We start from the raw sequence: 15393 nt of genomic DNA, 5'->3' as shown, positions 1-15393 counted from the left end.
AATTTTTAAATCAAAGAAATTCGATTCTTATTTAGCTTGTGCATTTTTTGCAGCGTCTGCTAATTGAGCGAATGCTGCTGCATCGTTTACAGCTAAGTCAGCTAACATTTTACGGTTAACTTCGATACCTGCAACTTTTAAACCGTGCATTAAACGGCTGTAAGAAAGACCGTTGATGCGTGCTGCCGCATTGATACGAGTGATCCATAATTTACGGAAATCACGTTTCTTTTGACGACGGTCACGGTATGCATATTGACCTGATTTCATTACTGCTTGGTTAGCTACTTTATATAGAGTGTGTTTTGAACCGTAGTAACCTTTAGCTAATTTTAATACTTTTTTGCGACGTGCGCGTGTTACTGTTCCGCCTTTTACGCGTGGCATAGTAATTACCTCCTGCTAATTCTTTCGAATAGATTATTTTAGATTTGAACCTGACTGTTCAATTGTGATTATTTCATGTAAGTTAATAATGAACGGATACGTTTGAAATCGCCTGAAGTAGCGACTTTCGCTTTACGTAAGTGACGCTTTTGCTTAGTTGATTTGTTAGCAAATAAGTGGCTACCATAAGCACGGTCAAATTTTAATTTTCCAGTACCCGTTTTTTTGAAACGCTTAGCAGCGCCACGGTGAGTTTTCATTTTTGGCATGTCGAATTTCCTCCTAAACTAAATACTAAATATTATTGTTTTTCGTTCTTTGGTTGAAGAACTAAAAACATGCTGCGGCCATCCATTTTCGGTTTTTGTTCAACCGTTGCAACTTCGGCACAAGCTTCAGCAAAGCGATCTAACACACGTTGACCAATTTCTTTGTGTGTAATCGCACGACCTTTAAAGCGAATGCTTGCTTTTACTTTGTCTCCTTTTTCAAGGAACTTAATTGCTGCACGTAGCTTCGTTTGGTAATCATGCTCATCGATTGTTGGGCTCAAACGAACCTCTTTCATCACGATGACCTTTTGATTTTTACGAATTTCGCGATCTTTCTTTTGCTGTTCGAACTTAAATTTACCATAGTCCATGATACGTGCGACTGGCGGCTTGGCTTGAGGAGCCACAAGGACAAGATCCAAGTTTACACGAGCGGCAATTTCAAGCGCCTCATTGCGTGTTTTCACACCAAGTTGGTCACCATTATGGTCGATAAGACGAAGTTCACGCGCGCGAATGCCTTCGTTTACATACATGTCTTTGCTAATAATAATCCACCTCCAAGTAGTGTCGCGAACAAATACATGGTTTGAGCAAGTACTCTTACCCGGTTGAACGGTACATCTTTTACGTTTATCCACAAAAAAAGGACGGACATTGTAGAAGATGTCCGCCCGCTATATGTGCATACGTACTCATACGTATAACAATTCAACGTGTCAAACCTGTCAACTACTAAAATGCGTCGAACATCAGGTGAGAAGCGGGCAGCCTCTACTTCAACCACAAACTTTGTATTTATTAACCTTATTTATAATAGCATGGGGGATTTTGAATGTCAATAAAAAATATTAGCTTATTCTCCATTCCTAATTTTTAGACAGGTTAATGATATTAGATACTTGAAATGGAATGGATTTATCCGATTTATCTCCACGCAATTTCAATGTAATAGCATCATTTGATACGTCACTATTAATTAAAACAGACTGGTCAGCTTGAACAGTTCGCTGTGTATCAAATATGTTAAATATGCTAAATGACCAATTTGCTTGTATGGTTAAATTCCCATTATCATTGAAAACTAATAGCTCATTCGCTACAGGTTTAAAAAATATATTTTTAGATTTCATATCTAAATTAATTGTTGTATTCCAATCTTTATATGGATTTTCTCCATTATAACTTACATCCCGAATTAGATTAATGTTAGTTATTTCCAAATTTTTCATATTCGCTTGAAATGATGTCGTGCTTACTAATGTATTAATTAACAATGCTGCTAAAATAAATACTAACCCTATTAATATTCTTTTTTGTTTCATTCCGAAATTCAATTTTCGCACCATTTCCTCATCCTCTCTTAATAAAAAATCTAAAGAAACATTAAAGCAGTCACAAATGACAATAACCATTTCTAAATCAGGATAACTCCTCCCTGTTTCCCAGCTTGATATAGTGGATCTCGATACTTGCAATTTTTCAGCTAATTGCTCTTGAGTTAGCTTATTTTCTACTCTTATTTTTTTTATTTTTCCAGATAAATTCATAACTCGTCTCCTTTCTAAAATCAGATTATTTCAAGTCTAGTTAAATGACTAGATAAGCTTTTGCACATCCTGATTTTTCAATGACAAGATTCTTGTCATTGTTGATATATCAACGTTTTCTCCTCTTTTTTTAAAACACAGTGCTGGCATATAATCATTAATTTCCCCACCCTAAAAAGCCCAAAGTAAAACCTGTTTACCGTCTTCTAGATAAGTTTGTCACGCATAGTTAAAGAGCACTATCCTCCAATTAGGGACAGTGCTCTTCTAAAAAACTTACTTATGATAAGGCTCAATGTTAGCTTTATGGTAAAGTAATAAACATCGTTCCTTAAATTGGTGAAATTATGACAATATATTATTCCCTCGGAAATGACTAAGAGGCAGATTCTAGCCTACCTCACTTTATAACACCTCTAAACCACACTGAAACTCTTTATCCATATTTAAAATGTCAAAAGAGAGCCTCGCTGTAAAGGAAGATATATTTTTTCATTATTAAATTCTTTAAATCGATACTCTTCAATTATAAAAGACCGCCCAAACTCGCTCTTACTTAGCGCCAATTAATTTTTTCTAGACCATCTAATAGTTTTTCCCAGCTCTCTTCACTATTCCAATGGATTTTCTCATTGCTAATTTGTACTTCAACCCTGCTCCTCTCATTCCATTTTTCATTTCTACAAAGCTCACCAAGTTCACATTCCCATACAGGCTTTGGAAGATTATCCACCTCATAATATCGCCATTTGAGACCGTTCGTGTAAATTACTTTTTTATAAAAATCAAGGTGATTTTTTAGCTGTTGTGAATTATCATTCAAATTCTTAATCATTGTTTTAACTTCAATGGCTCCGTACGGTTTATCAAATTTTTGATTTCTTTCTAATATCACAAAGTCTGCAAACCCTGAATCTCCCCACATTTTTTCTGAAAATTGGGTTTTTCGACGTTGAGAAACTTCTCGCAAAGAAATGTCCTTACTGTTTTCTCTTTCTCTAATCACACAAGCAATTATGGAGTACAAATCACATTCCACACGAGTTTGAACTCTTATTAATTCAATTTCTTCTTGATATATTTTAAAATCATGCGCTAATGACATATATAATCCCCTCGCTTTTTACTCTATTATTGCAATTTAGAATATACATACACTATCTATTCTAGTGGTGTATTTTCTCCCCATTCAGTAAGCTACTCTGCTTTCCTGAGCTGTTGTTGGATGTGGCCCTATTGTCTATTCATTTAATACCTCCAATAAAATAAGCTCCAAACTCTAATACTGCTGGAACTATTTGAATACCAATTGCATTAAAAGAAGATACTACAATAAACACAGATAGAGTTATCTTAAATACTTTCCTCATGATACTCTCCATAAGATATTGAGTTGGTTAAATAATCAAATATCATAAAATACTTTTAGATTGTCCGTTAAAAATGATAGTATCTCCGGTTAATTTTTTAAGCTCAAAGCTTTTCTTTTTTCGAAACTTATTCAATTAAAGCCTTTATTAGCTAATAACACTCTATATTCAGACTATTCTATTCTCTGTTCCATTTAGAATTCTCTTTATATTTTGTCGATGAAGAATGAGTATTGCTACGATTATTAGTAGAGAAAGTGCTATGATAACCTTATCTTCAAATATTAGACTGTAAATAAATAATGTTATACTAGCTAACATTGAACTTAGTGATACATACTTAGTAATTAACAAAGTTAGTATAAACACAATAAAGCCAACCAAAACTCCTAAAGGTGTCACAAATAAAAAGACTCCAGTTGCTGTCGCAACAGCTTTTCCACCTTTAAAATTAGCAAATACAGAAAATATATGTCCTAATATAGCTAATAAACCGCAAAAAATAGGGTTTATCGTAGAATTAAGTATTAATGGAAGTAAACAAGCAAGTGTACCTTTTAATATATCAGCAATTGCAACAATTAATCCTGCTTTTATTCCTAAAACTCTATAAGCATTAGTTGCACCAAGATTTCCACTACCATAATTACGAATATCTTTCTTATAAAATATTTTGCCGATTATTAAAGCAAATGAAACGGAACCTATTAGATAACTTAAAATCAGAGTTAAAATGTTCAAAGTAGTATTATCTCCTTACTTAGTCTATTATTTTAAGCATTTTTATTTGTTGTTCAATAAATTCGACAAAATTATCCAATAATCCTTCTTAGATTATTGACATATGATTTAAATAGAATGCATAATTATTTTAGATTCTTTAATATACATTTCCTATGATTAGGCTCTCCCTATCAAAAATAAATATCTATCCAATAAAGTCTCTACTCTAAATATAATTAAATCTTTACATCCCCCTAAAATTCACCTAAGCAATATACCTCACCATCCGATACACTACCGGCTTAAAGCCGCATTTCGGCCAAAGTGTTGAAGAGGCAAGATTGGTGATGCGCCAGTCTGTCACCATATGTTGGTAGCCCTTTTCTTGCCTGGTTCGATAACTTTCATTCATTAGCTTTTTCCCCATTTGCACATCATAGGTATCTACAATGCTTAAATCATATTTGACATTTATACTTCTATAAATTGATTTCGCATATAGCTCAAAAAAGAAATGGCATTCATATTATTTCTTAAATGGCTCATATAAATATCAATCGGATAAATCGAAGCAATTGCGCCAATCTCCAATACTCGTAATGAACCTTCTTCCAGCTCTGTGCTTATTAAAATCTCTGGTAAAAGCCCAACCCCTAAGCCTTCCTTTATCAACTTAATTGCAAATAACATATCGTGTATCTTTTGATATTTACTTAAGCCATACTCTCTTTCCAATTCTTCTAACACTGGAATGTGTTCATTCAAATAACCAATATATAATGGATATTGTTCAAATAGCCCCTTGAGCTGTTGATTCAAATTTACTCCATCTAGCTGTAATTTAGAGGAGTATACAAGCTTCATTGGCGCACGTTGAATACGCTCTGAGTGAAAATTTTTTGATATCATTTTTTGTAAACCGATAGCCACATCTATTTGTTCGGTTCTTATCGAGGTATTTAAAGAGCTTTGGTCACCCATCACAATTTCTACATCATACTGTGTATGTAAATGAATAAAATCATGTATTTGTTTCAAAACCTTTGTAGACAGTAGTGCTGGAGAAACCGAAATAACAAGAGGAATTTTAGGCTGTAGCGATGCTTGATAAATTTCTTTCATACTTGCCTCTACTTGTGCAAGCAACTTTTTGGCAATCGGATAATACTGTTCACCGATTGGCGCAAGGGTTACTTTTGTATGCTCACGTATAAATAATTGAACCTGCAATTGTGCCTCTAATGATTTTATATGGACTGTTATACTAGGCTGAGAAATATATAGCTTTTCCGCAGCCGCACGAAAGCTCCCCTCTTCCACTACTGTGATAAAAGTTTTTAACCATTTTAAATCCACCATAACCACCCTTTTGATTAAAAATATTAATTAAAGAAATTAAAATTCATTAATTTATTTAATATCAGGTTAATTATACACTATTGTCAATCGATGAAATGAGGTGTAAAGATGGAGAAATTAATTACAGCTTTTCAGCGCTTTGCTACTTATGAAGCAAAGGGTAATAGCCCACTGTATAAATATTGGTGTGAGCACATCATTACTAATGAGCTACTGTTACAGCTAATGAAACATATCCCACTAACGCAGCCAAAGCCAAATTTATTTTTTGCCTCCGTGCAATATCTAGCTATGCAAAAGGAAACACCTTTGAAACATGTGTTCGATCATCCCTTTAAGGTTGATTTTGCAGAAAGCTTTCAGCTGCTTATTCAATTCTGTACACAATATGAGGATGAGCTAATCCACTTATTCCAAACAAAGCTTGTCCAAACGAATGAGGTACAACGTGCTAGCTATTTGTATCCTATTTTTTCCGAAATTGCTCAAAAGGTAAATAAGCCTTTAACATTAATTGAAATTGGCACAAGTGCTGGCTTATTATTGAATTTAGATGGTTATCGCTATGAAATAAACCAATCCCCTTCAATTTCTTATGGGGACGAAAATAGTTATTTAACGCTCTATGCTCAAAACTTAGGCAAACCGCTACCTTTATTCAAAAAGCCTTCTATTAAGCATCGTATTGGTATTGATTTAAATATTATTGACCTAAAAGATGAAGAACAGTATTTATGGTTAAAAAGCTTAATTTGGCCAGAGCTTATCCATAGAAAAGAAAATTTAGAGAAAGCACGCACGATTCACGCGTACTATCCTAAACTTTTATACACAGGAGATTTTAGAAAGATTCTCCCATCCATATTTGAAGAGCAAGACTTAAAAGACAGCCAAGTGATTATTTTTCATACACATGTAGCCAATCAGTTTACAGTGCAGTTAAAAGAAAAGCTGTTAACAACGCTCAAGCAATTAAGTAACCTGCATAGTATTTACCATATCTATAATAATTTATATGATTCAGACTTGCATGTAGATTTTATTGAGCAAGAAATGATGCTATCAATGAAAACGTTAAAAAATACTGATGGACATGGAAACTTCTTTTATTGGAGCTAAAATGGAGTATATTTTAAAGCCTTTCTCAAATGCTAGGAGTTGACTAACATGAAAGAATTTTATCATTCTAAAAAGAAGAAGCTTCGAGGATGGACGCAGGATGCAATTAATCTTGATATGGATAGTATTCGCCACTACCAAAGGAGCTACGTCAAATTATGGATTCATCCATTTTCAAAGAAACCCGCCAAATTGGTTTAATCGTTTATTATTACATGCTATGATTGATGTTTATTTCAATTGATATGAACAAATGAATAGTAAAAAGGAAGATTTTTATTTAAAAATATGGTTGTATGAACCAAATTTTATTCGCTCTCAAATTGTTGTTGCGTATAAAGATTGCTTAGATTTTTACGAGTATACATTCGATAAAAACCCAACTCTAAAGACATTCCCACTAGAGAAATATAAGTCGTCAGAAGAACGATTATCAAGGTTTCAATGGGAACTACATATCGCTGCCGATGATTATTGGGCATCTGACCTGAAAGAAGATATTGACTTAAAATTAAGAACTATCGTGGATGTAGAAAAGATTATCCATCGATCTTATCGAATGGAAAAGATTCAAAATGATGTCCTTTATAAGGTGAATGTTGGAGATGTGTGGGTCGGGACGTTGAAAAAGTGAAGTAATTGGGCTTTACAATAAAATAGAACCACCTAAAATGTTTGTTTTTATAGTGTTTTAGGTGGTGTTTAAGCTTGGTTATGGTAAGGTTCACCATGATGGAGCTAAGCGATGTTTAAGGGCAAAGAAAAAATTAACCTCTAATCTAAATCCAGATATTAAATATCTCTTCAGAATCATTTTCAGAAAGCCCTGCATTTCCAGTCATTCCCTCTGCCATGGTGTAATAAATAGTGACTGGAAACCTTTTTAGAATTAATTATGCCTTCTCCCATACAAAGAGTATTATTACTTTATAGTTTTATATAAACGAAAATAAGTCAGTAATACATTAAAAATCATATTTTTATGACTTAGTACAAAATCCGCCTTACTAATTTTCTAGTACAGCAGGTTCCACTTAAACGTTATTTGATTTATACAAAGGCAATCTAGAAAATTCCTCCAATTTATTCACTAGATTTCCCCAATTTGTTTGAGTTGCTGTTGCGTAATGCCCATAATCTATGTTATTAATAGTTTCTTCTAAACAATTATAATTTGTATGAAAACGCTCATTATAACATTTTTCGGCAAATAAGAATCCAGTAGTTAAAGATTCTAATAATTTTCCTTTATTATCTTCAGCCTTATAATTTATCTTATACATACCCTTATCTATAATATCTACTATTGAGCCCAGTATTAAAATCCATCGCGCTACACTCGGCAAATGCTTTCTATCTGGTCTATATTCTTCGTCACTTAAAATTCTCTGTGTTATTAAAAAGTTACTTCTAATTGCAAATGACCACCAATAAAATAATTCTATCGGTTTTATATTTAAATCTTTGTCAACCCTGTCTTCAAATTTTTCATAAAGTAAGATTAAATTTCTGAAATTATCCGTTGCGGCAAATGCATCTGCATCCATTTCTAAAGTTCTGAAATCTAATGATGATACATTTTTTATATTTTTGCTATTCTCTTCTTCAAACATCGAAATGTATTGTACACTATTTTTCTCTTTTGAAATTAAATATTCACAATGCCCGTTAAGTAGATGACCTAATTCATGAGTAATAATAAAACGAGATACAAAAATCGTAAGTAACCCAGCTAATTTGTAATCTATAACTTTACTATCAAAAAGATTAACATTCCCATTATCATCAAATTTTATAAACTCATACGATACTTCTTCTTCGTGATCCGTACGTAATTTTTTCAAAAAATCATCCGTTTGCATTTTTGTAAACCCATAAAAGTAGTCAAAAAAATTATCTATAACCCCTTTATTTACTTGTATATTATCTAAATAGTTAGTTGACCAAGCTTTTCCTCCTAAATTTGAATCCTCTTTAAGACAAAATTTCAAACTATATTTTGAGGTATCTTTTTTTAAAGCTTCTTTTATAATATACTGGTATTGTTCATAAATATCCATTGTTCTATTTTTAATATCAATATAAAAATCTTCTTTATTATTCAGAACCACCACTAAATTTACTCCTCCCTCAATTTAAATAACTATATTTATTAAAAAACATATCTCTTTTAAGTTTCAATCATATACTCCTGTTTAAACACTAACATTATATAAGTATATTTACTATACAAATTCCCATGTTGACGAAAATAAAATAATTCTACTTTATAATTAATACTAATTATTAAATAATAAATAATTTTTCAATTAAAACATTCATAATTATGGTAAGATTCACTTTATCACAAATAAATACAAATCCAACAAAACCTCTATTTCAAATGCAATCAATTGAATAAAACCATCACAGTCTTTAGATGTACATGCTTTATCTAGTGCCTCATAATGGCTTGCAACCATTGCGATTCGTCTAATTTCGCTAGCTCAAATTCAGCAATCATCTTGCTGCGCGCCTATCTGCTCTTGGATTTTAGATGCAGGTAGTGACCCAGAATGAGCGCCTATTGGTTGCAATACATACTTGTTCAGCTAAACTAAATTTTACTTACTAATAACATCAATAATCATGTTTAACAATATATGCTATTTTATCAACCCCACTATTTTGAAATTCAATATATACAGTTGTTTTGAAATTTTCTATGTAGGCAACAGGTAATGGTTGTGCTTCACAATAAAAACCGATGCCTTCATTGAATTTATCAATATAATCTGCTCTAATGATGTTGCCATTTGAAATAATTTTATCCTGCGGCTTCAATTTAATTTGTGGCATTTCCTGAATGGGATTTCCATTTAAAATAATCGTTAGCAGTTGCTCCTGTTTATTCGTATTCGCTTCTTTGTCTTCTACTAACAATGAATATTGCTCTTTTAATTCATTACGATATTCAATTTGCTGTGTTACTAGTTGTGATCTTGGATGGTAAAAATCTAAATGTGATTTCTCTCGCTTCCCAATAATCGGCGTATTCGATTGCTTTATAAGCTGCCACCATTGCTCTCTTACTATATCTAGCATTTTTGAGCTTTTACAGCCCCATCCAGTTAATATCCATGGCGAGCTTTGTAAATGTGTTAATAAAGCCTCTTGTTCTTTAGGAAACCCTGTAATAAAAGGCTCTTTTTCATACCACAGTTTTTCAAATAACTTAATGGCTTCCTCGTTTTTGGTGTTTTGCAAAGGAAATAAATTATATATGTATACACGACCTTGTAGCATTTCATTACTGTTATAAAACATTTTCATTAGTTGAATAAGTGCTTGCATTGTAGGGTCAATATTAATTTCATTGTGAATCTCCACATTTTCTTCGGTAATAGGTACCTTTAATTTCGCACCTCCGGGATTTAGCATAATGACAGTACCTAAAATATTGTCCTTATCTCCAAATTGGAGATAAGCCTCTGTTCGAAATAAGTAATCACCTTTTTTAATAAATGTTCCGTATGCTTTCAAATGATTCCCCTCCATTACATTTTGTAGCATTGCTTGTATTCCATATATTCGATGTAGTATAAAAAAACCCTCTTTTTAACTAAATCTACCTTTTTATTGTTGTTATGCGATAATTATTCAAAGAGAGTTTGGCTGATTTTTTGTAGTTATTTTTATAAAAGGAGATACGTATGAAAAAAACACTATTATTTTCTCTAATATTATTGATAGTTGTGACTGTTTATATAGTTAGTAATGTAAAGCATAAGATAACGGATACATCCTTGACGCTTGTGGAGAATTACGAGGTTGAATGGGGATTAATTATTCCTACACCAGCAGAAGTGCAAAATATTTGGTCAACGAAAGAGCCCTCTCATGGAGATGGGGAATGGATAAAAGCTTTATTATATAAAGAGGCATTACCACTAGAGCAATTTACTGTGATTACAAATGATAATATAGAGCAAGTGCAAAGTTACATTACAACATTTATTGTAAACACCCAAAATATGTATCTTTCTAATGAAAGAGCAGATTTTTTAGAAGTGATTAATCAAAATCCAATAAAGATTGAAACAAATTATTATTATTATCACCAATCAAAAAATGACGGATTCGATACATTTATTGCAATCTATAATAAAGCGGAGAACAAAGTTTATACATTGGAATGGCATCAATAAATTTTTGCACAATTGAATAAAAATCACCTCTTCACGTTATTTTGAGGTGATTTTTTAAAAGTATGTTTATATTATTGAATGTGGTAGTTTAATTTATTCCCCCAAGCAATATTACTATCAATATGCCTCACCATCCGATAAGCTACTGGCTTAAAGCCGCATTTCGGCCAAAATGTCGAAGAGGCAAGATTGGTGATGCGCCAGTCTGTCACCATATGCTGGTAGCCCTTTTCTTGCATGATTCGATAGCTTTCATTCATTAGCCTTTTACCAACGCCTTTGCCCATTTGCACATCATATGTGCCTGCGATGCTTAATTCAATGCCATTATCAGGTGTCATCAAGTTGGAGTTGGCAGGGAAATATACTTGAAATGCTAATTCTTTGTTATCTTTTGTAGCGAAAAGACAGATGGCATCCTCTTCCTCCAATACGCTGCTGTAGCCGATTTTTATTTCTGCGGCAGTTTCTGGTAAGACAGGCTCAAACGTTGGTGCAGCATTTTGGTATGCTTGAATAATGCTCGACATTTGCCCTAGCGCTTCGCTGTCCATTTTGTTTGCGAATCGCACATCCATCTCTGCTGTGTTGTCAAAAGGCTGATAGTCCGCCATCTCCATCACTGCATGTGCTTGCTGGATGGCAAAGCTTAAGTGTTGGTAGGCATCGAAGTACGCCTGATTGCCAAGTGGAATAAGTGTGTAATGCGTAAAGCAGCCTTGCGCTACCCATGCCACTGAAGCTTTTGCATATAGCTGCCTGATAAGCTCAGGTGACTCACCTTGTCGAATGGCTACCCCCTCGTAATGAACCCATACATGTCTGCCTCTAGTCGTATCATGCTTGATTTCTCCAATGATGTAGCCTACTAATTCATGATTTATAGATGCCCCAACCCCAAGCATTTTATGATGATTAAACCATTTCTCGAATAAATTCGTTATGTACTCCACATGTAAACAATTATTTTTTAAAAACGGAAATGCTTCACTTTCAACCCTTTGCCTTTCAATCAATAGCTCAGCCATTGCGGGTATATCTTCAAGCTTTATTTGTTTAAACTCCATATTTACTGCCCCTTTATAGCTTTACATTACAACATAGTGCATGTAAAAAACAGCCCCTTAATAGGAGCTGTTTTCATATTATTTCTTCACTTCATCCTTCAAGCCATTCAAGAATTCCTCAAATGAAACTGTTTCCGAATCCTTTGAGCCGTAGCGACGAACGTTGACGCCGCCAGCTTCGACTTCTTTATCTTCAATCACAAGCATGTAGCTTTTATTATTTTTTTACTAAATAATCATCTATCATATTAACAATATATTCACTACCAAACGGCTGTATGTCTGTTCCCCCTTTTTTAATATTTTGAATGAATGTAATCTCATATTTCACACCTTCTAAACCAAAAATGACTTTTTCTATGAATAAATTACTAGAATCGCTTTGTGGTTCTTCTATCGTATAATACCCTTTTACTCCTTTTACTTCTTTTACTTCTTTCGCATTTATAAAATCAGCATTTAAATCTATTTCTTCAGTATCACTAAAAAATGTGGAAAAAATTATAGTTTGTATATTTTCCGGTCCCCTATCCCACATTTCATGAATGATAAAGCCGTTACCATTTTTAATCGGTTCAGCAATCTTATATCGTTTAAACTTAATTGGCATTTTTTCAAAGTAATATAACTCATCAACTTTAGGACTGTTCAAATTTTCTAAAGCTTTTATTCTTGAATCATCCTTAAATAGGATAAAGGATATTATTATCGTTAAAAAAAGAATACTAAAACAAATACCTACCTTCAAAGATTTTTTCATCAACCTAACCTCCTAAATTATCCTTGCCATAGCGGCATCTATTACATGAAAATTTTACCACAAAAAATTTCTCTTATTAAAGTAATTCAAACTCAGTAAGATATGATGTCTTCATATAAAAACAGAGGTTATGGGTTACAAAAATAATCAATACTAAAAAACCAACTCATTTTGAAAAATGTTTTCAAAATGAGTTAGTTTTACTTTTATTGCAATCAACGTTTTTAACATCTCTTTGATTAAAATTTAGCTCAAACATTCTTTATTCTAAATGAATTGCATGTTACTTTCATCATAAATATCCTCAGCTTTTATTCCGCATTTTAGGGACTTATTTTTAATTAATATAAAAAAACAGCCCCCTGATAGGAGCTGTTTCCACCATTATTTCTTCACTTCTTCTTTCAGGCCATTCAAGAATTCCTCAAATGAAACTGTTTCCGAATCCTTTGAGCCGTAGCGACGAACGTTGACGCCGCCAGCTTCGACTTCCTTGTCACCGATCACAAGCATGTACGGAATTTTTTTCATTTGGGCTTCGCGGATTTTGTAGCCTAGCTTTTCTTCGCGGTCATCCATTTCGACACGGATGCCTGCTGCCATTAATTGTTCTTCGATTTGCTTTGCATAATCGTAGTGCACCGCATTTGATACAGGAATGATTTCCACTTGTACTGGTGCTAACCAAGTTGGGAATGCCCCTTTGTATTCTTCGATTAAGAAGGCTACGAAGCGCTCCATTGTTGATACGACACCGCGGTGGATAACTACTGGACGCTGTGGCTGACCGTCTTCACCAATGTAAGAAAGGTCAAAGCGCTGTGGCAATAAGAAATCAAGCTGTGCTGTTGATAATGTTTCTTCTTTACCGATGGCTGTTTTTACTTGCACGTCTAGCTTTGGACCGTAGAACGCTGCTTCGTCCTCTGCTTCGAAGTAGTCTAAGCCTAATTCGTCCATTGTTTCTTTCAGCATTGCTTGCGCTGTTTCCCACATTTCATCATCATCGAAGTATTTCTCTTTGTTGTTTGGATCACGGTATGATAAACGGAATGAGTAGTCATTAATGTCGAAGTCTTTGTATACTTCTAAAATTAATTCCACTACTTTTTTGAATTCCGCTTTAATTTGGTCTGGGCGAACGAAAATATGCGCATCATTTAATGTCATACCACGTACACGCTGTAAGCCAGATACCGCGCCACTCATTTCATAACGGTGCATTGTACCAAGCTCCGCAATGCGGATTGGTAAATGACGGTATGAATGCAAGCCGTTTTTGAAAATCATCATATGGTGCGGGCAGTTCATCGGACGTAACACTAATGTTTCATTATCCATTTCCATCGGTGGGAACATGCCGTCCTGATAGTGACCCCAGTGTCCAGACGTTTCATATAATTTTTTCGAGCCTAGCACTGGTGTGTACACATGCTTGTAGCCTAATGAAATCTCTTTATCAACGATATAACGCTCAATTGTACGGCGGATTGTTGCACCGTTTGGCAGCCATAATGGTAAGCCTTGCCCTACAGTTTGCGATGTCATAAATAAATCTAACTCTTTACCGATTTTACGGTGGTCGCGCTCCTTTGCTTCTTCAAGCATTTGAATATGATGCTTTAGCTCATCCTTTGTGAAGAATGCTGTACCGTAAATACGTTGTAGCATTTTATTATCTGAATTACCTCGCCAGTATGCACCCGCAAGTGATAATAGCTTGAATTCCTTCAATTTGCCTGTTGATGGCACGTGGATACCGCGGCAAAGGTCGAAGAAATCACCTTGATAATAAATCGATACTTGCTCATCTGCTGGGATGGCTTCAAGTAGCTCTAATTTATATTCGTCGCCAACTTCTTCATAAATTTTTTGCGCTTCATCGCGTGAAACGTTTTTGCGCTCAATTTCGATATTTTCAGCGATAATTTTACGCATTTCCTTTTCGATTGCAGGTAAATCTTCTGTTGTAATCGGTGTTGGTGAATCAATATCATAATAGAAGCCTGAATCGATAACTGGACCGATGCCTAGCTTCGCATCTGGGTATAGACGTTTTACTGCTTGCGCTGTTAAATGCGCTGTTGAGTGGCGTAAAATTTCTAACGCCTCTGGTGATTCTGGTGTAATGATTTCGATTGCTGCGTCTGCTTCAATCGCTGTTTTTAAGTCCACTAATTGACCGTTTACTTTACCAGCTAACGCTTTTTTGCGTAAGCCTGGGCTAATTGATTGTGCTACTTCCTCTGTCGATGTACCAACTGCGTACTCCTTCACAGCGCCATCTGGGAAAGTTAATTTCATCATTTCTGACATGTTGATGTCCTCCTTTATTTTTTCCCACAAAAAAAGCGCCATCCCAACAAAGGGACGACGCGTATGCTCGTGGTTCCACCCTTCTTCCTTCCGAGAATACTCTCGAACGAAGCTCTAGGTCAGTTAACGTACTGATCAACGTTGACGGATTATCCCCGCCACAGCTCCAAGGTAGTAAAGAGTGTGTCGTACTTAGGTAGCTTCCAGCCAAGGCTCCCCTCTCTAAAAGTCGGTACACAAACTTCGTATCCTTTTCAATGCTTTGAATTATATGAGCACAGTA

General features: G+C 34.3%; 16 protein-coding genes and 1 pseudogene. 4 read left to right on the top strand and 13 right to left on the bottom strand.

All coding sequences use genetic code 11. The annotated features are described in order from the left end of the window. Positions 1-27: 27 nt before the first annotated feature. From rplT to R6U77_RS12370, 7 genes are all read right to left on the bottom strand, one after another. Positions 28-387: a 50S ribosomal protein L20 gene (gene rplT / locus R6U77_RS12400; protein ID WP_107840681.1), complete on the bottom strand. Its 360-nt coding sequence runs from the start codon at positions 385-387 to the stop codon at positions 28-30. 68 nt (positions 388-455) lie between these two features. Then, positions 456-656, bottom strand: a complete 201-nt coding sequence (gene rpmI, locus R6U77_RS12395) for a 50S ribosomal protein L35 (RefSeq protein WP_293926149.1) — start codon at positions 654-656, stop codon at positions 456-458. A 32-nt stretch (positions 657-688) separates the two neighbouring features. Then, positions 689-1195, bottom strand: a complete 507-nt coding sequence (gene infC, locus R6U77_RS12390; protein ID WP_107840680.1) for a translation initiation factor IF-3 — start codon at positions 1193-1195, stop codon at positions 689-691. 333 nt (positions 1196-1528) lie between these two features. After that, positions 1529-2209 (bottom strand): helix-turn-helix domain-containing protein, encoded by a 681-nt coding sequence (locus R6U77_RS12385; RefSeq protein WP_319835872.1) that lies wholly within the window; start codon positions 2207-2209, stop codon positions 1529-1531. A gap of 556 nt (positions 2210-2765) precedes the next feature. Continuing rightward, positions 2766-3314, bottom strand: coding sequence for a hypothetical protein (locus R6U77_RS12380; protein WP_319835871.1), 549 nt, complete (start codon positions 3312-3314; stop codon positions 2766-2768). 433 nt (positions 3315-3747) lie between these two features. Then, the gene (gene plsY, locus R6U77_RS12375) at positions 3748-4320 is read right to left on the bottom strand and encodes a glycerol-3-phosphate 1-O-acyltransferase PlsY (protein WP_319835870.1); all 573 of its coding nucleotides are present in this window, start codon (positions 4318-4320) and stop codon (positions 3748-3750) included. Between the two features lie 453 nt (positions 4321-4773). Beyond that, positions 4774-5658, bottom strand: coding sequence for a LysR family transcriptional regulator (locus R6U77_RS12370; RefSeq protein WP_319835869.1), 885 nt, complete (start codon positions 5656-5658; stop codon positions 4774-4776). A 111-nt stretch (positions 5659-5769) separates the two neighbouring features. Between R6U77_RS12370 and R6U77_RS12365 the strand changes: the two genes are divergently transcribed. The 3 genes from R6U77_RS12365 to R6U77_RS12355 are packed head-to-tail and all read left to right on the top strand — an operon-like array spanning position 5770 to position 7414. Continuing rightward, a complete protein-coding gene (locus R6U77_RS12365) occupies positions 5770-6780 on the top strand; it encodes a DUF2332 domain-containing protein (protein WP_319835868.1) in 1011 nt (336 codons plus the stop codon). Between the two features lie 48 nt (positions 6781-6828). Then, positions 6829-6981: a hypothetical protein gene (locus R6U77_RS12360; RefSeq protein ID WP_319835867.1), complete on the top strand. Its 153-nt coding sequence runs from the start codon at positions 6829-6831 to the stop codon at positions 6979-6981. Positions 6982-7033: 52 nt separating this feature from the next. Beyond that, on the top strand, positions 7034-7414 hold the full coding sequence (locus R6U77_RS12355; protein ID WP_319835866.1) for a hypothetical protein: 381 nt from the start codon (positions 7034-7036) through the stop codon (positions 7412-7414). 400 nt (positions 7415-7814) lie between these two features. On the opposite strand, the gene R6U77_RS12350 is transcribed toward R6U77_RS12355, so the two are convergent. Together R6U77_RS12350 and R6U77_RS12345 are read right to left on the bottom strand one after the other, a co-directional pair. Then, entirely contained in the window at positions 7815-8894 is a 1080-nt protein-coding gene (locus tag R6U77_RS12350) for a hypothetical protein (protein WP_319835865.1), read from the bottom strand. Positions 8895-9399: 505 nt separating this feature from the next. Next, positions 9400-10302 carry a hypothetical protein gene (locus tag R6U77_RS12345; RefSeq protein ID WP_319835864.1) on the bottom strand — a complete coding sequence of 301 codons (903 nt, stop codon included), beginning with the start codon at positions 10300-10302 and terminating at the stop codon, positions 9400-9402. A gap of 170 nt (positions 10303-10472) precedes the next feature. Between R6U77_RS12345 and R6U77_RS12340 the strand changes: the two genes are divergently transcribed. Beyond that, positions 10473-10967 carry a hypothetical protein gene (locus R6U77_RS12340; RefSeq protein ID WP_319835863.1) on the top strand — a complete coding sequence of 165 codons (495 nt, stop codon included), beginning with the start codon at positions 10473-10475 and terminating at the stop codon, positions 10965-10967. A gap of 71 nt (positions 10968-11038) precedes the next feature. Here the strand turns inward: R6U77_RS12340 and R6U77_RS12335 are convergent, their stop codons facing one another. The 4 genes and pseudogenes from R6U77_RS12335 to thrS all read right to left on the bottom strand — a co-directional run bounded on the left by R6U77_RS12335 (position 11039) and on the right by thrS (position 15110). Next, positions 11039-12034 carry a GNAT family N-acetyltransferase gene (locus R6U77_RS12335; RefSeq protein ID WP_319835862.1) on the bottom strand — a complete coding sequence of 332 codons (996 nt, stop codon included), beginning with the start codon at positions 12032-12034 and terminating at the stop codon, positions 11039-11041. Between the two features lie 78 nt (positions 12035-12112). Beyond that, positions 12113-12244, bottom strand: a pseudogene (locus R6U77_RS12330) (His/Gly/Thr/Pro-type tRNA ligase C-terminal domain-containing protein); the annotation flags it as partial. Between the two features lie 7 nt (positions 12245-12251). Next, complete coding sequence (locus R6U77_RS12325) at positions 12252-12794, bottom strand: hypothetical protein (protein ID WP_319835860.1); 543 nt, start codon at positions 12792-12794, stop codon at positions 12252-12254. Between the two features lie 384 nt (positions 12795-13178). Next, positions 13179-15110 (bottom strand): threonine--tRNA ligase, encoded by a 1932-nt coding sequence (thrS, locus tag R6U77_RS12320; RefSeq protein WP_319835859.1) that lies wholly within the window; start codon positions 15108-15110, stop codon positions 13179-13181. Positions 15111-15393: the final 283 nt, after the last annotated feature.

The organism is Lysinibacillus louembei (assembly GCF_033880585.1).
In the GTDB taxonomy this organism is placed as follows: domain Bacteria; phylum Bacillota; class Bacilli; order Bacillales_A; family Planococcaceae; genus Metasolibacillus; species Metasolibacillus louembei.
Note: the sequence above shows the minus strand (reverse complement) of the source record. Positions and strands in the feature narration are given on the sequence as shown.